Source organism: Pseudooceanicola marinus (genome assembly GCF_020177265.1).
GTDB lineage: Bacteria > Pseudomonadota > Alphaproteobacteria > Rhodobacterales > Rhodobacteraceae > Pseudooceanicola > Pseudooceanicola marinus_A.
The window spans coordinates 127,098-145,859 of record NZ_JAIVMC010000008.1 but is presented as its reverse complement, the minus strand read 5'-3'; the positions used below and the strand labels follow the sequence as shown (position 1 = coordinate 145,859).

The window sequence follows — 18,762 nt, the reverse complement described above, 5'->3', positions numbered from 1 at the left end:
AATGCAGCCCAGTCGGGGCCCCCAACGGGATCAGCCCAGCAGGTTCAGCACCATGAAGGCCAGCGCCGAAACGAGGCCAGCGGCCGGCAAGGTGACCAGCCAGGCGGCGATGATCGTCATGAAATGCGAGCGGCGCACCAGGCGGCGGCGGCGGCGTTCCTCCACCGGGAAAGTCCGGCCCTCGGCCTTTTCCCGGGCGGCCTTGTCGGCACGGCGATCATTCAGGCGCGACACCCATTCGCGGTAGAACCCGACACCGAAAACACCGCCGATGGTCACATGGGTCGAACTGACGGGCAGGCCCAGCGACGAGGCCAGCAGCACCGTCACTGCCGCCGCCAGCGCGATGCAGAAGGCGCGCGGCGGGTTCAGGCGGGTGATCTCGCGCCCGACCAGGCGGATCAGGCGCGGACCGAAGAGGATCAGGCCCATGGAAATGCCCCCGGCCCCGATCAGCGTGACCCACAGCGGCAGCGGCACCACCGCCTCCAGCCCGCCGGCGCGCTGCGCCTCCACCAGGGCCGCCAGCGGGGCCACGGCGTTGGCCACATCGTTCGCCCCGTGGGCGAAGGACAGAAGCGCGGCGGCGCAGATCAGCGGCAGACGGAACAGCGGTTTCAGCGCCGAGCGGCGGTTTTCCAGCCCACGCGACTGGCGCCCGATCACCGGGATGGCGACCAGCCAGGCCAGTAGGCCCACGGCCAGCCCCAGGCCCACGGTCACCGGCTGCGACAGGGACACCGAAAGGAACCACGGCGGGGCCTTCTGCAGCAGGTAGGCGGTGAAGGCCGCGGCCATAACCCCCAGCAGGACCGGCACCCAGCGACGCGCCGCCGCGACCTTGTCGGGCACGTAGAGGATGCGCCAGCGAACAAAGCCCAGGATCCCCGCCGCCGTCAGCGCCCCCATCAGCGGCGACAGCACCCAGCCCCCGGCGATCAGGCCCAGGGTCTGCCACTGGACGGCCCCCAGCCCGGCCGCCGCGCCCCCGGCGCCCAGCATGCCGCCTACCACCGCCTGGGTGGTGGACACGGGCGCGCGCAGCCAGGTCGCCAGGTTGACCCAGAGCGCCGCGCCCAGAAGCGCCGCGATCATCGCAAGGGGGAAACTGGCGACGGACGACACCACGCCGGGATCCAGGATGCCGCGCGACACCGTCTCGATCACGTCATGGCCGGCGATCAGCGCGCCCGCGCTTTCGAAGACGGCGGCCAGGGCAATGGCCCCGGCCATGGGAAGCGCCCCCGCCCCCACGGCCGGGCCCATGTTGTTGGCGACGTCGTTGGCACCGATGTTCAGCGCCATGTAGGCGCCCAGGGCGGCGGCGGCGACCACGGCGATGCTCGACGGCCCCTGCCCGGTCAGACCGGCGGCCAGCAGCATCGCCAGCACGATGAAGGCCAGCGCCACCCCCGCCATCAGCAAGGGGCGCGACTGGTGCATGGCACCTGCCTCCAGCAGCGACAGCCGGTCCAGGTCGCGGTCGAGCGTGCCCCACTCGGGCCGGTTGGGACCCGTGCGGCGCCCGGCGAGGCGCTTCAGCGGTCCCTTCACCCGGCCAGATCCTCCGCCCGTTCCGCGAAGGCCGCCAGCAGCTCCGACAGTTCGGGCTCATCCACGGCGGCGGCGGCCTCCTCCGGCGTCATCCAGACGCGGCGGCGCTGCCCCTTCTCGGGGTAGTCGTCCAGCAGGGAGGGCACGGGGATGGCGAAGACCTCGACCCGCGTGGGTACGGGAAGACCGCCATCCAACCGCTTGTCATAGCTGTAGAACCCGACGGAGCGCGGACGGCCAGCCGGCTTGATCCCGGCCTCTTCCCAGGCTTCCTCCAGCGCGGTGCCGCCGGCGTCATGGCCCCGCTTCGGCCAGCCCTTGGGCAGCACCCAGCGGCCGGTATCGCGCGAGGTGATCAGCAGGATGCGCAGGTCCTCGCCCCGGCCACGATGGCACAGCGCCGCGACCTGAAACCGCGCGGGCCGCCCCAGCAGGGGCCTGACGTAGGATTTCCAGAACGGACCGAGCATCACTCACCGAAATTGACGCGAGCACGCGCGCGAGCTTCCTGGCCCGATGACGCAATGTCCGAAGGGCCGACGAAGGCGCTTCCTAGCAGAAACAGACGCGGATTGGCAACATTCCTGCGGTTCGCCGCAGATCACAGAAGCTTCTGTGCCGTTTCCCGCAGCATCCCGGCGGAGGCCCGCAGCGCCGTCGCCTCGGCGAAGGACAGGTGCGGGATCAGTGTCTCGGCCACGCCCGCGCGGCCAACCACGCGCGGCAGCGACAGGGTGACGTCGTGAATGCCCTCGATCTCGCTCACCCGGGCGGAGACGGTCATCACAGCGCGCTGGTCGTCGCGGATCGCCTGGACGATGCGGGCCAGCCCGGCGCCGATGCCGTACCAGGTGGCGCCCTTGCCCTCGATGATGCGATAGGCGGCGCGGCGCACCTTCTGGTCCACCTCCTGGCGCACCGCATCGGTGATCGGCGCCCCCACCTGGTCGGCGAAATCCGTCAGCGTCTCGCAACCCGACCGGGCCGAGGACCAGGCCAGCACCTCGCTGTCGCCATGTTCGCCCAGCACATAGGCATGGACCGATTGCGCGGCGACGTTCAGGTGCTGCCCCAGCAGGTAGCGGAACCGCGCGGTATCAAGGATCGTCCCCGAGCCGAAGACCCGCGCCGCCGGAAGGCCGGAGGCCTGAAGCGCCACCTCGGTCATGATGTCGACGGGGTTCGAGGCGATCAGCAGGATCGCGTCGCGGGCCACGCGGTTGGTTTCCGCGATGACATCACCGAAGACGGCGGCGTTGCGGCCCAGCAGGCTCATCCGGTCCTCGCCGGGCTTCTGCGGCACGCCGGCGGCGATGATGATGACCTCCGCCCCTTCCAGCGCGTCGTAACCGCCCGCCCGCACCCGGGTCGGCTGGGCGAAGGGCATCGCATGGGCGATGTCCTCGGCCTGGGCCTGGGCCAGACCGGGGTTGTGGTCCACCAGGACGATCTCGCTGGCCACGCCGCGCAGGACCAGGGCGAAGCCCGCCGAGGATCCCACCATGCCCGCGCCGACAATGCCTACCTTCATCTGCTCGCCCCCTGTGTCACAACTTCGATCGGACGCACCCCGCGGATACGTCCGGTGCCAGCCTAGGCAGATCGCGCGACGGTTGCACGGGGGAACCGCGCCCCGACGCCCCCGGGGCTGCGTCCTGCCGCCGCAGCGCCCCCTTCGCGGGCAGCGCCACGGCTGCGACAGATCCGGCCTGCCCGCCCGCGCCCAGGCTTGCCCCTGCCTGCGCCCATCTTGACAGCCCCCGGCCCGCGTGGTCCATCTGAGGGATATTTCCAGACCCTCCCGGACGCCATTCCGCGTCCCCCCGAGACCCCAAAAGGACGGCCTTCCCCGGGCCGGACCGCGATGCCGGATCGAGAACAACCGCATATGCTGCGCCGTCGCAATGCCGGGGCGGAGCTTCGCAAGAAGGTCGTGCTGGCCGAACTGGCACGGCCTCGCACCCAGACCGAACTGCAGCGCCGCCTCGGCATGAGCCGCAGCGGCACCCTGCACCTGCTGCGCCGGATGGAGGCCCAGGGGTTGGTGCGCGCAGCCGAACGCATCGGCGGCACGCAGATCTGGGAACGGCGCGAGGGCACCGGCGCGCGACGCAAGGGCGCCTGAGGCCGACGGCGCGCCGGGACAGCGGGAAAGGCGGAACGTGGTACGGGCGACGGGACTCGAACCCGTAAGCCTTTTCAGGCGCAAGATTTTAAGTCTCGTGCGTCTACCATTCCGCCACGCCCGCCGACCACGTCCGACAGCTTTGGCACAGCTTCGCGCGCAGTTCAAACCCTGACCGTCACAGCCCCCGGCGCGACCGCTCGCGCGCCCGGCCCAACGTCCCGGGGTGGTCACGGCGATTTGCGCTTGACCTGCCGGGCCCCTCGGACCAGCTATTGGCCATGTTTCCCCTGCGCGATCACAACCCGTCGGGCCGCACGGCCTATGTCACCTACCTGCTGATCGCGGCCAATGTGCTGGTCTTCTTCAGCTATGTCGGCCTGATGGGCGATCCGCAGGCGATCAATGCCTTCTTCGGCAGCTACGCGATGATCCCCGCGCGGGTCAGCTCCGGCGACGGGGCGGCGACCCTGCTGACCTCGATGTTCCTCCATGGCGGCTTCATGCACCTGGCGGGCAACATGCTGTTCCTGTGGATCTTCGGCGACAACCTGGAGGACGAGATGGGCCACTTCGGCTTCCTCGGCTTCTACCTGGCATCCGGGCTGGGCGCCGGCCTGGCGCATCTGATCTCGGCCCCGGAGTCGGTGGTGCCCACGGTGGGGGCCTCGGGGGCGATCGCCGGGGTGATGGGGGGCTACCTGCTCCTCTATCCGCGCGCCAAGGTCGACATCCTGATCATCATCATCTTCTTCTTCAAGGTGATCCCGGTGCCGGCCTGGCTGATGCTGGGCTTCTGGTTCGTTACCCAGCTGTTCAACGGCGTGGGCGCCGATCCGACCACCGGCGGCGTGGCCTACTGGGCCCATGCGGGCGGCTTCGTGATCGGGCTGGTGCTGACCCTGCCGGTCTTCTTCAAGCGCGGCGGCCCGCGCTACTGGAACGTCAACCACGGGCGCCCGCCAAACCCCGAGGCGCAGTACAGCTTCACCCGCTCCTCTGTCCCCCGCGTGGCGCGCGGCCAGCGCAAACGCCGCGACAGCGCCTCGGGTCCCGCCGCCCCGCGCCCGGGGCGCAGCGTCATCCCCCGCGCCGGCCGATCCCGGCGCAAGCCGCCGAGCGATCCCTGGGTCTGACCCCCGGGCACTCCCCCCTCCTTCGCGGGCCACGCCGCTCTGCGTCCCGCCCCCCTCCCCACAGGCGCCCCACCCGTCCCATCCTGAAGCTGGCAATACTCTGGGGGTGAATGGAGCCGGCACGGCTCCAGAGGGGGCAAAGCCCCCTCCCCCTGTCCCTCAGACAACCTCCGGAGAAACGGCCCCAAGAAAAAAGGCGCCACCCAAAGGGTCGCGCCTTGTCTCATCCGTCGATCCGCTGCGGCTCAGGCGTCGCGGATGACCTTGGAGAATTTATCGAACAGCGGCTCGTTGGCGGTGATCATCGCGCCGTCGGACAGGATGTCGCCCTCGGGGTCCATCGGCTCGACGAAGGCGCCGGCTTCGCGCAGGATCACCAGGCCGGCCGCCAGGTCCCAGGGCTTCAGTCCGCGTTCCCAGAACCCGTCGTAGCGACCCGCGGCCACATAGGCCAGGTCGAGAGAGGCCGCGCCCCAGCGACGCACACCGGCACAGGCGGGCATCAGCCGCGCCAGGTCCTTCAACGTGGCCGGCAGGTGGCGGCTGTTGGCGAAGGGCACGCCAGTGGCGAAAACCGCCTCGATCATCCGCATCCGGCCCGAGGCGCGGATCCGCATGTCGTTCATCCAGGCGCCCTCGCCCTTCTCGGCCATGAACATCTCGTCCTTGGCCGGATCGTAGATGACGCCGGCGACGATCTGGCCCTTGTGTTCCAGCGCGATGGAAATCGCCCAGTGCGGCAGCCCGTGCAGGAAGTTGGTGGTGCCGTCCAGCGGATCGACGATCCAGCGCCGGGTCGGATCCTCGCCCTCTTCCTCGCCACCCTCTTCGGCCAGCCAGCCGTAGTTGGGGCGCGCTCCCATCAGCTCTTCCTTCAGGATCGCCTCGGCGGCGATGTCGGCCCGGCTGACGAAGTCGCCCGCGCCCTTGACCGAGACCTGCAGGTTCTCCACCTCGCGGAAATCCTTCACGAGGGAGCGGCCCGCCTTGCGGGCGGCTTTCATCATGATGTTGAGGTTGGCGCTGAAGGACATGGGGCTGGCTCCTGTGTTCGAGTGGCGCGTATAGACGTCGCGAGCCCACTTGCCAAGGGCCTGCGGCGCCCTCGCGCGCCATCCGGCGCGGCCCGGCCGGATCAGCGGGTGCGGGCGACCTCGCGGCCTGTGTCACGACCCGCTTCCCGGCCGCTCTCGCTTTGCAGCTTCACCGCCTCGGTGCGGGCCAGCCGGGCGAAATGGGCCATGTAGGGTTTCTGCGCGTCCTCGCTGCGGCAGGCGGCATACATGCGCCGGCTCATCTTCCCGTCGCCAATGGGTCGGGTAACGTAATCGGGGTGATAGCGGATCTCGCGCATCACCCAGTCGGGCAACACCGCCACCCCGCGCCCCGAGGCCACCAGCAGCAGGATCACCTCGGTCAGTTCGACCTTGCGGTGCGCCGCCGGCTCGACCCCGGCCGGTCCCAGCAGCATCTTGTAGACGTCCAGCCGCGACCGCTCGACCGGGTAGGTCAGCAGGGTCTCCCCCGCCAAGTCCTCGGCGGTGATCAGGCTCTTGGCGGCCAACGGATGGCTGGCGGCGGCCACGAAGACCGGTGAATAGTCGAAGAGCGGCGCAAAGGTGATCCCCGGCAGGTCCTCCGGATCGGAGGTGATGACCACGTCGACCTGCTCGCGCTCCAGCGCCTCCATGGCGTTGAAGGCAAGGCCGGGACGGATGTCCACGTCGACCTCGGCCCAGGCACGGCGGAACAGCTCCAGCACCGGCAGCAGCCAGTCGTAGCAGGCGTGGCATTCCAGGGTGATGTGCAGCCGCCCCGCGCTGCCGTCGCGCAGTTGGTCGAACTCCGCCTCAAGCGCCTCGACCTCCTCCAGCACCCGCTCGGCCACACGCAGCATGCGTAGGCCGGCCGCCGACAGGCGCATCGGCTTGGTGCGCCGCACGAAGAGCTCCATCCCCGCCTGCGCCTCCAGCCCCTTGATCTGATGGCTCAGCGCGCTCTGGGTAATGTGCAGGCTTTCGGCCGCCTTCTGCAGGCCTCCCGTCTCATGAATGGCCCGGATCGTCCGCAGATGTCTCAGCTCCAGGTGCATATGCTGCGCGCCTCATGATTATCGTGAGAATTATGAAGTTGTCTCATTTCGCCTGCGCAGCGACAAGGGGAAACCTTTCATCAGGAGTGAATCATGTCCGTGCCCGCCGTTTCCTTCGAATTCTTCCCGCCGAAGAACCTCGAGGCCTCGTTCCGTCTCTGGGACACCGTGCAGGTCCTGGCCCCGCTCATGCCGCGCTTCGTCTCCGTCACCTATGGCGCCGGCGGCACTACGCGCGAGCTGACCCGCGATGCGGTCGGCACGCTGCACAAGAACACCGGGCTGAACGTCGCCGCCCACCTGACCTGCGTGAATGCCACGCGTGAGGAGACGATGCAGATCGTCGAGGGCTTCGCCGCTGCCGGCGTCACCGACATCGTGGCCCTGCGCGGCGACCCGCCCAAGGGCGAGGGCCAGTTCACCCCGACCCCGGGCGGCTTCGCCAACTCGGTCGAGCTGATCGAGGCGCTCTCGGCCACGGGGCAGTTCACGCTGCGCGTCGGCGCCTATCCGGAAAAGCACCCCGAGGCGGCCGACCAGGGCGCCGACGTCGACTGGCTGAAGCGCAAGCTGGACGCCGGCGCGTCGGAGGCGCTGACCCAGTTCTTCTTCGAGCCGGAAACCTTCCTGCGCTTCCGCGACCGCTGCGCCGCCGCCGGCATCACCGCGCCCATCGTGCCCGGCATCCTGCCGATCGAGAACTGGAAGGGCCTGCGCCGTTTCGCCGAAGCCTGCGGCACCGCGATCCCCACCTGGCTGGATGACGCCTTCGACAAGGCGATCCGCGACGATCGCCAGGACCTGCTGGCCACGGCGCTCTGCACTGAGATGTGCGAGACGCTGATGAGCGAGGGCGTGGACAAGCTGCACTTCTACACCCTGAACAAGCCCGAGCTGACCCGCGATGTCTGCCATGCCCTGGGCGTGACGCCGCGCACCAAGCTGGAAAAGGTCGCCTGAGCGCGCCACACCACCGGCACAGACCCTGCCCGACGCCCGGATCGAAAGGTCCGGGCGTTTCTCCGTCCACCGGCCCGAAAATGTCCGCGATGCGGTTGCGACATCCGCAAGGCGGGACTAGGCTACTGTCAGGAGGAGAGACCATGACAGAGCAGACCGTCCCGCAGCGCGCGGCCATGACGGGGCTGGACGCCCTGCGATCCATCATCGACGGGCGCCGCGACGGGCCTTCGATCGGCCAAGTGCTCAACTTCCGCCTCACCTCGGCCGAGGAAGGCACGGTCATCTTCGACGGCACACCCCTGCCCGATTTCGCCAACCCCGCAGGAACCGTCCACGGTGGCTGGTACGGCACGATCCTCGACAGCTGCATGACCTGCGCCGTGCTGTCGCGCCTGCCTGCCGGGCGCGGCTGCACCACGCTGGAGTTCAAGGTCAACGTTCTGCGCCCGATCCCCTATGGCATGGCCGTGCGTGCCACGGGCCGCACCCAGCACGTGGGCCGGTCGACCGGCGTTGCCGTCGGAGAGTTGACGGGCATCGAGGACGGCAAGCTCTACGCCACCGGCTCCACCACCTGCGCCGTGCTGCCGCTGCCGCCGGGCGCCTCCTTCTGAGGCTACCTGCCCGGCCCCGCCCGCGTGCCGGAGTATTTGCGACAAGGTGAAGACAAGGGGATGACGCTCCGCCGCCACGGCGCACGGGCGGGAACGGCAGGACCCTCCTTTTGCAAAAGGCGGGTACCCCAGTAGCGACCGCGCGCGCCCTTGCCTCGCAGGCGCCCCTCCCCCTCTTCACCTCGGAGAAAATACTCACCGGCGCGCCGCAGGCCGCCTGGCGCGCCTTCAGTGTGGATGTGCCAGCTGCGCATTGGTCGGATAGGTCCCCCGGGCCAGCGCGCTGTCGTGCAGCCGCTCGGACGGGTCGGCGCCCACCACCCGCGGTTTGCGCAGCCAGAAGAGCTTGGCGAAACCCCGCCATTGCCCGACCGACGGCGCATGGATGTCCATCGGGAATCGGTCCCGCCAGCCGGGCGGCAGTGGCAGGCCCCGGTACTCCGCCTGGCCCAGCATCCACACGAGCGGCAGGTTGGCCAGCGGCCGCGCCTCCTGGAAATCGCCCAGCTGCCCACCCACGTCGCCATGGGTGCCCGGGAACCAGACCTGTTCCAGCCGTCCACGCCAGGACGGATCGCTCTCCCACAGCACCGGGGCGTAGACCTGACGGGTCTCCTCCAGCGCCAGGGCGTGGAAGCCCGACTTCACGCAATGGGACAGCTCGTGGTTGTGGAAGGCGTGTTTCACCTCGGCCAGCTTCCAGATGAACGGCAGGCGCAGCCCGAGGCTCTTGACCGTATCGAAGGCGCCGATCATCTCCACCTCCACATGGGGGTGGCATTCCCGATCATGGAAGGCGTCGATGACCACCTGGTCGTGGCTGTCCTGGTAGAGGCGGTAGGCCTGGCGGATGTTGCGTTCGGTTGCGCGCGGCGCGCGTACCAGCCCCACGCGGTCGATCACCCCCGCGAGCGAGCGCACCGCATAGGCGCCCCGCGAGTAGCCGAAGAGGAAAATCCGGTCACCGGGCCGGTAGCGCGAGGCGAGGTAGCCATAGGCGCCGCGGATCTTGCGGTTGATGCCCCGGCCCAGCAGCACATCCATCGTGCTGCGCCAGCTGTCCCACTGCACCCCGGCCTCGTAGTAGACCGACAGGCCGGTGCCCGACATCTCGTTCACCAGCTTGTAGACCAGCCCGGCGTTCGTCTCCTGCCCTGGCAGAAGCGAGGACATGGTGCCGTCGAGGATCACCACATGCGTGACAGGCTGGCGGTTCAGCCGCGCCGGCGCGCGCCGGCGACGTTGCAGCCACCCGCCCGGCCACAGCCGGGCGACTAGGCGTTCAAGCGGCGGCTTCACGGTCTTTCGCCGCCTCCCTCAGCAGGGTCCAGACCCGTTGCGGGGTGAACGGCATGTCGGCCCGCGCCACGCCCGCGCCCGACAGCGCATCCATCACAGCATTGGCGGTCGCGGCCATGGATCCCACGGTGCCCGCCTCGCCGCAGCCTTTCATACCCATGGGATTCTGGGTCGAGGGCACGGGTTCGGTCGAGAAACCGATCATCGGCACATCGCCCGCACGCGGCATGGCATAGTCCATGAAGCTGGCGGTCAGCAGCTGGCCGTCCTCGTCGTAGGTGACGTTTTCCATCAGCGCCTGGCCCACGCCCTGCACGACGCCGCCATGCACCTGTCCCTCGGCCAGCATCGGGTTGATCAGATTGCCGAAATCATCGACCACCGTGTAACGCTCCAGCCGCACCTGGCCGGTTTCGGGATCGACCTCCACCTCGGCCACATGGGCACCGTTCGGATAGGACCGCCCCGGCAGCTTGGCCTTTTCCTCATGCACCAGAAGATCGCTGCGCCCGGCCTCGCGGGCCATCTCAGCCACATCCATCATGGTGGGCGCGGCGTTGGAGCCCTTGATGCGGAAGCTTTCGTCGTCGAAGCTCACGTCCCCCGGGGCCACATCCATCTTCTCGGCCAGGAAGCCCGCGAAGGCCTCGGTCATGGCGCCGGTGACGGCCAGCGTCGCGTTCGACTGGGTAGTGACCGAACGCGACCCGCCCGTGCCGCCGCCCGTGGCGATGCGGTCGCTGTCGCCCTGGATCACGCGGATCGCCTCCATCGGGATGCCGGTCTGGTCGGCTAGGAAGCGGGCGTAGACCGTTTCATGCCCCTGCCCGTTGGACTGGGTGCCGACATAGATGCTGACCGTGTCGTCGTCGTTGAATTCCACCTTCGCCGTCTCCGAGGGATCCCCGAGGATGGACTCGATGTAATAACAAAGTCCTTGCCCGCGCAGCTTGCCCGCGGCTTCGGAGGCGGCGCGCCGCTCGGCAAAGCCCGCCCGGTCGGCCGCCTGGGCCACGGCATCCAGGAGCCGGGGAAAATCGCCCACGTCATAGCTTTCGCCCGTGGCGGTGGCATAGGGGAACTGGTCCCCCTTGATGAAGTTCTTGCGCCGCAGCTCCCAAGGGTCGAGGCCCAGATCGCGGGCGGCGTAGTCCATGGCGCGCTCCAGCAGGTAGATTGCCTCGGGGCGACCCGCGCCGCGATAGGCGTCCGTCTGCGTGGTGTTGGAATAGAAGCCCTCGGCTTCCAGCAGCGCCGCCTTGATGTCATAGACCCCGGTCAGCACGCGGGCGAAGAGATGCGTCTGGATCATCTGGCCGAAGTTGGAGTTGTAGGCGCCCAGGTTGTAGCGGGTCTTCACGTGGTAGGCGGTGATCCGGTGGTCCGCATCGAAGCCGAGCGCGACCTCATGGGTCAGGTCCCGCGCGCCGTTGTCGGACAGCATCGACTCGGTCCGGTCGGCGGTCCAGCGCACCGGCGCGCCCAGCTCGCGCGCGGCAAAGGCGCAGAGGACGTATTCGGGGTAGGTCTTGGCCTTCATGCCGAAGCCGCCGCCGACATCGGGGTGCGTCACCCGCACCTGCCCTTCGTCCAGCCCGAAGAGCCCGGCGAGCTCCTTCTTTGCGCCCCAGACGCCCTGCCCGCCGAAGCACAGGTGCACGCGGTCGCCCTGCCATTCGGCGTAGCAGCCGCGTGGCTCCATCGAGACGACCATGACGCGGTTGTCGGCCACCTCTGCACGGACCACGTGGGCGGAGGCGGCCAGGGCGGCCTCGACGCCCTCGGCGTCGCCTGTGGCATAATCCACGGCCTGGTTGCCGGGCACATTGTCGTGCACGTCGGCCACATGCGGGGCGAGGAAGCCCTGCACGGGCAGATCGTCGTAGTCCAGTTCGATCAGCTCGGCTGCATCCTTCGCCGCCTCGGGCGTCTCCGCCACGATCAGCGCCACGGCCTCGCCCACGAAACGCAGCTTGTCCTCGGCCAGAAGCGGATGACGCACCTCCGCGCCCTTGGAGCCGTCACGGTTGGGCGCCTGGGACGCGGCCAGCCCGCCGGTCAGCCCGGCGGCGTGCAGATCGGCGGAGGAGACGACCAGGCGCACCCCCTCGACCTCGCGCGCGGCATCGAGATCGAGCGCGGTGATCGTGCCATGGGCCACGGGCGAGCGGAAGATATGGGCAAACAGCGAACCCTTGGGCGCCACATCATCCACGTAGCCGCCGTGGCCGGTGACGAACCGCACGTCCTCGACCCGTTTGACCGGCTGGCTTCGACCGAACTTTTCCATGCTGCGCTCCCTCGGTGGTCCTTGCCCCGACACTAGCCTCTCACCACGCATAGTCCATCCCCCGCCCCCCGGATTTCTGCCCTGCGGCATGGCCTTGCTGCGGGGCCGGGCGCGGGGCCCTGCTGCCGGGCCGGGCGTGGGGTTGGCTGGCGGCAGGACTAGGGGGGCGGTGTCTCCTGTCCCGGCCCGCCGTGTCACTCCTCGGGGCATTTCCGACAAGAGTACAGGTGGGGGACGGCCCGCTGGGCCTGCGCGCGGGCGCGGCGTTGCGGAGGCTTCACCTTCGCGCGCCCTTGCGCTATCCCCTGCCCTCAGACGCATAGCCCCCGCGCAGGGGGCCGACTCGACAGGGGATCAGCCCAATGGCCATGGAAAAGACCTTCGACGCCGCCGCCGCGGAACCGCGCATCGCCGCCGCCTGGGAAGAGGCCGGCGCCTTCAAGGCCGGTGCCAACGCGAAACCCGGCGCCGACACCTTCTGCGTGATGATCCCGCCGCCCAACGTGACCGGCGCGCTGCACGTGGGCCATGCCTTCAACAACACCTTGCAGGACATCCTGACCCGCTGGCACCGCATGCGCGGTTTCGACGTGCTGTGGCAGCCCGGCCAGGACCACGCCGGTATCGCCACCCAGCTGCAGGTGGAGAAGATGCTGGCCGCCCAGGGCAACGAGAACCGGCGCGAGATGGGCCGCGAGAAGTTCCTGGAAAAGGTCTGGGAATGGAAGGGCCAGTACGGCTCGACCATCGTCAGCCAGATGAAGCGCCTGGGCAACAGCTGTGACTGGTCGCGCAACGCCTTCACCATGGCCGGCGCGCCGGGGGATCCGCGCACGGGCCACGAGAACAGCCCCAACTTCCACGATGCCGTCATCAAGGTCTTCGTGGAGATGTACAACAAGGGCCTGATCTACCGCGGCAAGCGCCTGGTGAACTGGGACCCGCATTTCGAGACCGCGATCTCCGACCTGGAGGTCGAGAACATCGAGGTCGCGGGCCATATGTGGCACTTCAAGTACAAGCTGGCGGGCGGCGAGACCTACACCTACGTCGAGAAGGACGAGGACGGCAACATCACCCTGTCGGAGGAACGCGACTACATCTCCATCGCGACCACGCGCCCCGAGACCATGCTGGGCGACGGCGCCGTGGCCGTGCACCCCGATGACGAGCGTTACGCGCCCATCGTCGGCAAGATGGTGCACCTGCCGCTCTGCGATCGCCTGATCCCCATCGTCACGGACGAATACCCCGATCCCGACTTCGGCTCGGGCGCGGTGAAGATCACCGGCGCGCATGATTTCAACGACTACATGGTCGCCAAGCGCTGCGGCCTGCCGATGTACCGGCTGATGGACATGGCGGGCAACATGCGCGCCGATGGCAACCCCTATGAAACCTGCGTGGCCCGCGCCCGCGAGATCGCCGAGGGCGCCGATGCCACGGAGATGGAAATCGACACGCTGAACCTGGTGCCCGAGAAATACCGCGGCATGGAACGGTTCGAGGCCCGCAAGGCCGTCGTTGCCGACATCACCGAGGCGGGCCTGGCCGTCATGACCACCGCCGCCGACGAACGCCTGGGCGGCAAGCGCCCCGAAGGCGAAGAGGGCGAGGAGATCGTGCCGCTGGTCGAGGCCAAGACGATCATGCAGCCCTTCGGCGACCGCTCCAAGGTGGTGATCGAGCCGATGCTGACCGACCAGTGGTTCGTCGACAGCGCGGAGATCGTCAAACCCGCGCTCGACGCCGTGCGCACGGGCCGCACCAAGATCATCCCCGAGTCCGGCGAGAAGACCTATTACCACTGGCTGGAAAACATCGAGCCCTGGTGCATCTCGCGCCAGCTGTGGTGGGGCCACCAGATCCCCGTCTGGTACGGCATCGACCTGGGCACCCTGAAGGACGGCGGCGAGGGCGACCTGGACCTCGTGGACATGCTGACCCTCTTCATCGACGAGCACATGGTCCACATGGGCGACGTGGAGGCCTGCGGCACGGACCTGGACGAGGTGCTGAACCGCTTCCAGGATCTGAACGCCGACCTGCCCTCGCCGCTCAGCCATGCGCGCATCGTCGAGGTCGCGGACAAGAAGGCCGCCCAGCACGCCCTGGCCGAAAGCCTGGCGGAATACACCGCGACCCAGGACCCGACCAAGCTGGTCTACCCCGTGTGGCAGGACCCCGATGTGCTGGACACCTGGTTCAGCTCGGGCCTCTGGCCGATCGGCACCCTGGGCTGGCCGCAGCCCACGCCGGAGCTGGAGAAATACTTCCCCACCGACGTGCTGATCACCGGCGAGGACATCCTGTTCTTCTGGGTGGCGCGGATGATGATGATGCAGCTTGCCGTCGTCGACGAGGTGCCCTTCCACACCGTCTACCTGCACCAGCTCGTCCGAGACGAGAAGGGCAAGAAGATGTCGAAGACCACCGGCAACGTCATCGACCCGCTGGAGATCATCGAGGAATACGGCGCCGACGCCCTGCGCATGACCAATGCCTCCATGGCGGCCATCGGCGGCGTGCTGAAGATGTCGGAGGAGCGCATCAAGGGCTACCGCAACTTCGGTACCAAGCTGTGGAACGCCACCCGCTTTGCCGAGATGAACGGCGTCTTCGAGGGCGGCGCGCCGTCGGCGGAGGTGCCTGTCGCGACGGCCACGGTGAACAAGTGGATCATCGGCGAAACCGCCCGCATCCGCGAAACCGTGGATGCCGCGCTGGACGGCTACCGGTTCAACGAGGCGGCGCTTGGTCTCTACGCCTTCGTCTGGGGCAAGGTCTGCGACTGGTACGTGGAATTCTCCAAGCCGCTGCTGGCCGACGGCGCGCCCGAACAGGCCGAAACCCGGGCCGTCATGGGCTGGGTCATCGACCAGTGCCTGACCATGCTGCACCCGATCATGCCCTTCATCACCGAAGAGCTGTGGTCGACCACCGCATCGCGTGACGGCCTTCTGGCCCACAACGACTGGCCGACCTACGGGGCCGAGCTGATCGACCCGGCGGCGGATGCCGAGATGAACTGGACCATCTCGCTGATCGAGAGCATCCGCTCGGCCCGCGCCCAGATGCATGTGCCCGCAGGCCTTTACGTGCCGCTGGTCGTCACCGGCTTCTCGGACACGGCAAAGGCCGCCTGGGCCAGCAACGAGACGCTGATCAAGCGCCTGGCGCGCGTAGGCGAGCTGGAAGAGGTGGCTGAGTTCCCCAAAGGCACCATCACGCTGCCCGCCGAGGGCGCGACCTTCGGCCTGCCCCTGGCTGACGTGATCGATGTCGAAGAGGAAAAGGCGCGTCTGGAGAAATCCCTGGCGAAGCTGGCCAAGGAAATCGGTGGCCTGGCCGGCCGTCTGAAGAACCCCAAGTTCGCCGAAAGCGCCCCTGCCGAGGTCGTGGCCGAGACCCAGGCCAACCTGGACGCCCGCCAGGACGAGGAAGCCAAGCTGAAAGCCGCGCTGGAGCGGATGAACGAGTTGGGCTGAAGCCTGCCTGCGCCCTCGGGCGCAACGCTGAAATGACAAAGGTCCGCCCCTCGGGGCGGACCTTTTGCATGGAAGGGATGGGTGGGCGGCGCGCTGCCCTATTCCATCCCCGGGCCGGCCTTGGGGACATCGCTGCAGATCACGCCCCGGCGCTGTTCCACCCGGGTCAGCCAGAGCGTCGCCACCAGCCCGATCAGAGCGATGATCAGCATCGCGCCCAGCAGGACAGGCACCGCAACCTCCGCCGTCAGCAGCAGGCCCACGCTGCCCGTGGCCAGCGCGCCGACCAGCTGGATCAGCGCGGAGCTGAGCCCCGAAGCAGCGCCGGCCAGGTGCGGGCGCACCGCCATCACGCCGCTGGCGGCATTGGGCGAGGTCAGCCCGTTGCCCAGCCCGTTCAGCATCACCGCGCCAAGCAGCACCGGCAGGCTGATATGCCCCGCCAGCCAGGCCAGCAGGGCCACCGCCAGCCCCGCGGAGGCCAGGGCCCGCCCGATCAGCATCAGCCGGGTCAGCGGCCAGTCCACGGTCCGCGCCACACGGCCGGAGATCCAGGACCCGAGGATGAAGCCGGCCGTCATCAGCCCCATGTAGATCCCCAGCTGCCCCGACCCCATGCCGAACCCTTCCGACAGGGCCAGCGGCCCGGCGGTGACGAAGACATGGAACGCGGCGATGGAGAAGCTCCAGCAGGTGGCATAGCCCCAGAAGCGCGGCGAGCGCAGCAGCTCGGGCCAGGCGCGGAACTGATCGGCAAAGCCGCCGCCACGGCTGCGGTTGGTCTCCCCGAGGTCACGCCAGCTCAGCGCCAGCATCGCCGCCCCCAGAAGGGTGTAGAAGGCGAAGTTCCCGCGCCAACCAAAGGCCTCGTCGATCAGACCGCCGAGCGCCGGGCCCAGCAGCGGCCCCAGCCCCATGACCATCGACACGGTCGCCATCTTCTGCGCCAGCTCGCGCGGTTCGTACTGATCGCGCAGCACGGCCCGGCTGAGGGCGACACCGACGGCGGAGGCCGATTGCAGCAGCCGCCCGATCCAGAAGACCGTCACGTCGCTGGTGAAGGTGCACAGAAGCGAGGCGAGGGTGAAGACGGCCATGCCGCCCAGGATCACCGGGCGCCGTCCGTAGACATCGCTGAGCGGCCCGAAGACCAGCTGCATGACGGCGGTCATCAACAGGTAGGCGCCGATCACAAGGCTCATCGCGCCGTAGTCGACGCCGAACTCCCGCGCCATGCCGGGCAGCGAGGGGACGAACATGTTGATGGTCAGAACGGCGCCGCCGGTCAGGATGATCAGGGTCGCCAGATGCGGCGGGGTGCGGTCTGTCACGTCAGTTCCTTCATCCCCCCGTTATCTGTCTCTCCCGGCGCTCAGCTGCGCGGGTCGTCCCGCGTGGTGTCTTCAGCCGGGGCGTCAGGATCGGCCTGGCCGATGCCCATGAAGACCATCTTCAGCGGGAAGGCCCAGAGAACGCCCAGGCCCACGTAGACCAGCAGCTCCACCAGGATGGGCGGCCGGCCGAGCCAGTTCATCACCGTGACGCAGGCCACGATGTAAAGCGGCAGACCGATCACCAGGATGATCAGCGACCAGCGTCGCCGTGCCTTGTAGCTCAGAGCCATGCCCGTCCTCCTCTTGTCTGGCCACGCAGGGGCGCTGCCCCCGTCTGCATTCCGCAGACGCGCCCCATGCCGCGGCGGGGGCAAAGCCCCCTGCCCCTCATCAATCCGCGAAGGGATCCGTGACCAGAATGGTGTCGTCGCGTTCCGGCGAGGTCGACAGCAGTGCCACCGGGCATTCGATCAGCTCTTCCACCCGGCGCACGTACTTGATCGCGTTCGCCGGCAGGTCGGCCCAGCTGCGGGCGCCTTCCGTCGACTCGCTCCAGCCCGGCATCTCCTCGTAGACGGGGGTGCAGCGGGCCTGCTCGTCGCTGGCGGTCGGCAGGTAGTCCATGCGCTTGCCGTCCAGCTCGTAGCCGACGCAGATCTTCAGCGTCTCGAAACCGTCCAGCACGTCGAGCTTGGTCAGGGCGATGCCGTTGACGCCAGACACGGCGCAGGTCTGCTTCACCAGGGCGGCGTCGAACCAGCCGCAGCGGCGCTTGCGGCCCGTGACGGTGCCGAACTCATGGCCCCGCTCGCCCAGGCGCTGGCCGGTCTCGTCTTCCAGCTCGGTCGGGAACGGGCCCTCGCCCACGCGGGTGGTGTAGGCCTTCACGATGCCCAGCACGAAGTCGATGGATCCCGGGCCGATGCCCACGCCGGTGGCCGCCTGGCCTGCGATGACGTTCGACGACGTGACGAAGGGATAGGTGCCAAAGTCGATGTCCAGCAGCGAGCCTTGCGCGCCCTCGAAGAGGATGCGCTTGCCCGCTTTCCGCTTCTCGGTCAGGACCTTCCAGACCGGGGCGGCGTATTGCAGGATCTCGGGGGCGATCTCTTCCAGCTTGGCGATGATCGCGTCGCGGTCGATAGCCTCCAGGCCCAGGCCGGCGCGCAGCGCGTTGTGGTGGGTCAGCGCGCGGTCGACGCGGGCCTCCAGCGTGGCGCGGTCGGCCAGGTCGGCAACGCGGATGGCGCGACGGCCCACCTTGTCCTCGTAGCAGGGGCCGATGCCGCGACCGGTGGTGCCGATCTTGGTCCCCTTGGAGGAAGCTTCCTCGCGGGCGCGGTCCAGTTCACCGTGGAACGGCAGGATCAGCGGGGTGTTTTCCGCGATCATCAGAGTCTCGGGATTGATCTGCACGCCCTGCTCGCGGATCTTGGCGATCTCGCCGACCAGGTGCCAGGGGTCCAGCACCACGCCGTTGCCGATGACGCTGAGCTTGCCGCCGCGCACCACGCCCGAGGGCAGCGCGTTCAGCTTGTAGACCTCGCCATCGATGACGAGCGTATGGCCGGCGTTATGGCCGCCCTGGAAGCGCGCGATGACATCGGCGCGCTCGCTCAGCCAGTCCACGATCTTGCCTTTTCCCTCGTCACCCCACTGGGCGCCGACAACGACGACATTGGCCATCTCAGGTCCTTTCCGACTTGGCAATGTGACCGGGCGCGCAATCCGGATCGCGCGGCCCAAACCCGCGCCGGTATAGCGTCCGGGCGGCGCGGACGAAACCCGAATCTGTGCCGTACGGAAACCCAAAGGCCGCGTTTCTCCGGCCGGGACGCATCGCCGCGGCGCAGGACGCTGGACAGAA

The 18,762-nt window shown here is 68.7% G+C and carries 15 protein-coding genes and 1 tRNA gene; 5 read left to right on the top strand and 11 right to left on the bottom strand.

The window, feature by feature from the left end; all coding sequences use genetic code 11:
* Positions 1-30 precede the first annotated feature (30 nt).
* From LC066_RS14830 to LC066_RS14820, 3 genes are all read right to left on the bottom strand, one after another.
* On the bottom strand, positions 31-1,554 hold the full coding sequence (locus LC066_RS14830; RefSeq protein ID WP_224900545.1) for an inorganic phosphate transporter: 1,524 nt from the start codon (positions 1,552-1,554) through the stop codon (positions 31-33).
* Positions 1,551-2,024, bottom strand: a complete 474-nt coding sequence (locus LC066_RS14825) for an NUDIX hydrolase (protein WP_224900542.1) — start codon at positions 2,022-2,024, stop codon at positions 1,551-1,553. The genes LC066_RS14830 and LC066_RS14825 overlap by 4 nt, the downstream gene beginning before the upstream one ends.
* A gap of 131 nt (positions 2,025-2,155) precedes the next feature.
* Positions 2,156-3,085 (bottom strand): L-lactate dehydrogenase, encoded by a 930-nt coding sequence (locus tag LC066_RS14820; protein ID WP_224900539.1) that lies wholly within the window; start codon positions 3,083-3,085, stop codon positions 2,156-2,158.
* Positions 3,086-3,418: 333 nt separating this feature from the next.
* On the opposite strand from LC066_RS14820, the gene LC066_RS14815 reads away from it, so the two are divergent.
* Complete coding sequence (locus LC066_RS14815) at positions 3,419-3,679, top strand: MarR family transcriptional regulator (RefSeq protein ID WP_224900536.1); 261 nt, start codon at positions 3,419-3,421, stop codon at positions 3,677-3,679.
* Positions 3,680-3,717: 38 nt separating this feature from the next.
* On the opposite strand, the gene LC066_RS14810 is transcribed toward LC066_RS14815, so the two are convergent.
* Positions 3,718-3,803, bottom strand: a tRNA-Leu gene (locus LC066_RS14810).
* 157 nt (positions 3,804-3,960) lie between these two features.
* On the opposite strand from LC066_RS14810, the gene LC066_RS14805 reads away from it, so the two are divergent.
* A complete protein-coding gene (locus tag LC066_RS14805; RefSeq protein WP_224900534.1) occupies positions 3,961-4,815 on the top strand; it encodes a rhomboid family intramembrane serine protease in 855 nt (284 codons plus the stop codon).
* Positions 4,816-5,060: 245 nt separating this feature from the next.
* Here LC066_RS14805 and LC066_RS14800 read toward each other — a convergent pair whose 3' ends face one another.
* Positions 5,061-5,849, bottom strand: coding sequence for an inositol monophosphatase family protein (locus tag LC066_RS14800; protein WP_222478590.1), 789 nt, complete (start codon positions 5,847-5,849; stop codon positions 5,061-5,063).
* 101 nt (positions 5,850-5,950) lie between these two features.
* A complete protein-coding gene (locus LC066_RS14795; protein WP_224900531.1) occupies positions 5,951-6,907 on the bottom strand; it encodes a LysR family transcriptional regulator in 957 nt (318 codons plus the stop codon).
* Positions 6,908-7,000: 93 nt separating this feature from the next.
* Here LC066_RS14795 and metF point away from each other — a divergent pair, with 93 nt between their 5' ends.
* Both metF and LC066_RS14785 read left to right on the top strand, forming a co-directional pair.
* The gene (gene metF / locus LC066_RS14790; RefSeq protein WP_222478594.1) at positions 7,001-7,867 is read left to right on the top strand and encodes a methylenetetrahydrofolate reductase [NAD(P)H]; all 867 of its coding nucleotides are present in this window, start codon (positions 7,001-7,003) and stop codon (positions 7,865-7,867) included.
* Between the two features lie 143 nt (positions 7,868-8,010).
* Positions 8,011-8,484 (top strand): PaaI family thioesterase, encoded by a 474-nt coding sequence (locus tag LC066_RS14785; RefSeq protein WP_224900527.1) that lies wholly within the window; start codon positions 8,011-8,013, stop codon positions 8,482-8,484.
* 228 nt (positions 8,485-8,712) lie between these two features.
* Here the strand turns inward: LC066_RS14785 and LC066_RS14780 are convergent, their stop codons facing one another.
* Positions 8,713-9,783: a DUF2235 domain-containing protein gene (locus LC066_RS14780; protein ID WP_412103245.1), complete on the bottom strand. Its 1,071-nt coding sequence runs from the start codon at positions 9,781-9,783 to the stop codon at positions 8,713-8,715.
* The gene (locus LC066_RS14775; protein WP_224900524.1) at positions 9,767-12,073 is read right to left on the bottom strand and encodes a xanthine dehydrogenase family protein molybdopterin-binding subunit; all 2,307 of its coding nucleotides are present in this window, start codon (positions 12,071-12,073) and stop codon (positions 9,767-9,769) included. Before LC066_RS14775 ends, LC066_RS14780 begins: the two co-directional genes overlap by 17 nt.
* Positions 12,074-12,435: 362 nt before the next feature.
* Here LC066_RS14775 and LC066_RS14770 point away from each other — a divergent pair, with 362 nt between their 5' ends.
* A complete protein-coding gene (locus tag LC066_RS14770; RefSeq protein ID WP_224900522.1) occupies positions 12,436-15,561 on the top strand; it encodes a valine--tRNA ligase in 3,126 nt (1,041 codons plus the stop codon).
* 98 nt (positions 15,562-15,659) lie between these two features.
* Here LC066_RS14770 and LC066_RS14765 read toward each other — a convergent pair whose 3' ends face one another.
* From LC066_RS14765 to LC066_RS14755, 3 genes are all read right to left on the bottom strand, one after another.
* Positions 15,660-16,892 carry a multidrug effflux MFS transporter gene (locus LC066_RS14765; protein ID WP_224900505.1) on the bottom strand — a complete coding sequence of 411 codons (1,233 nt, stop codon included), beginning with the start codon at positions 16,890-16,892 and terminating at the stop codon, positions 15,660-15,662.
* 41 nt (positions 16,893-16,933) lie between these two features.
* Positions 16,934-17,185, bottom strand: a complete 252-nt coding sequence (locus LC066_RS14760; protein ID WP_222478607.1) for a DUF2842 domain-containing protein — start codon at positions 17,183-17,185, stop codon at positions 16,934-16,936.
* A gap of 100 nt (positions 17,186-17,285) precedes the next feature.
* Positions 17,286-18,581 (bottom strand): adenylosuccinate synthase, encoded by a 1,296-nt coding sequence (locus LC066_RS14755; protein WP_224900501.1) that lies wholly within the window; start codon positions 18,579-18,581, stop codon positions 17,286-17,288.
* Positions 18,582-18,762 lie beyond the last annotated feature (181 nt).

Bases quoted from the DNA above. Each gene is read 5' to 3' on its own strand.
- LC066_RS14755 (WP_224900501.1), bottom strand. From the start codon at position 18,581: ATGGCCAATGTCGTCGTTGTCGGCGCCCAGTGGGGTGACGAGGGAAAA.
- LC066_RS14800 (WP_222478590.1), bottom strand. From the start codon at position 5,849: ATGTCCTTCAGCGCCAACCTCAACATCATGATGAAAGCCGCCCGCAAG.
- LC066_RS14815 (WP_224900536.1), top strand. From the start codon at position 3,419: ATGCCGGATCGAGAACAACCGCATATGCTGCGCCGTCGCAATGCCGGG.
- metF (WP_222478594.1), top strand. From the start codon at position 7,001: ATGTCCGTGCCCGCCGTTTCCTTCGAATTCTTCCCGCCGAAGAACCTC.
- LC066_RS14785 (WP_224900527.1), top strand. From the start codon at position 8,011: ATGACAGAGCAGACCGTCCCGCAGCGCGCGGCCATGACGGGGCTGGAC.
- LC066_RS14820 (WP_224900539.1), bottom strand. From the start codon at position 3,085: ATGAAGGTAGGCATTGTCGGCGCGGGCATGGTGGGATCCTCGGCGGGC.
- LC066_RS14795 (WP_224900531.1), bottom strand. From the start codon at position 6,907: ATGCACCTGGAGCTGAGACATCTGCGGACGATCCGGGCCATTCATGAG.
- LC066_RS14805 (WP_224900534.1), top strand. From the start codon at position 3,961: ATGTTTCCCCTGCGCGATCACAACCCGTCGGGCCGCACGGCCTATGTC.
- LC066_RS14760 (WP_222478607.1), bottom strand. From the start codon at position 17,185: ATGGCTCTGAGCTACAAGGCACGGCGACGCTGGTCGCTGATCATCCTG.
- LC066_RS14775 (WP_224900524.1), bottom strand. From the start codon at position 12,073: ATGGAAAAGTTCGGTCGAAGCCAGCCGGTCAAACGGGTCGAGGACGTG.
- LC066_RS14770 (WP_224900522.1), top strand. From the start codon at position 12,436: ATGGCCATGGAAAAGACCTTCGACGCCGCCGCCGCGGAACCGCGCATC.
- LC066_RS14825 (WP_224900542.1), bottom strand. From the start codon at position 2,024: ATGCTCGGTCCGTTCTGGAAATCCTACGTCAGGCCCCTGCTGGGGCGG.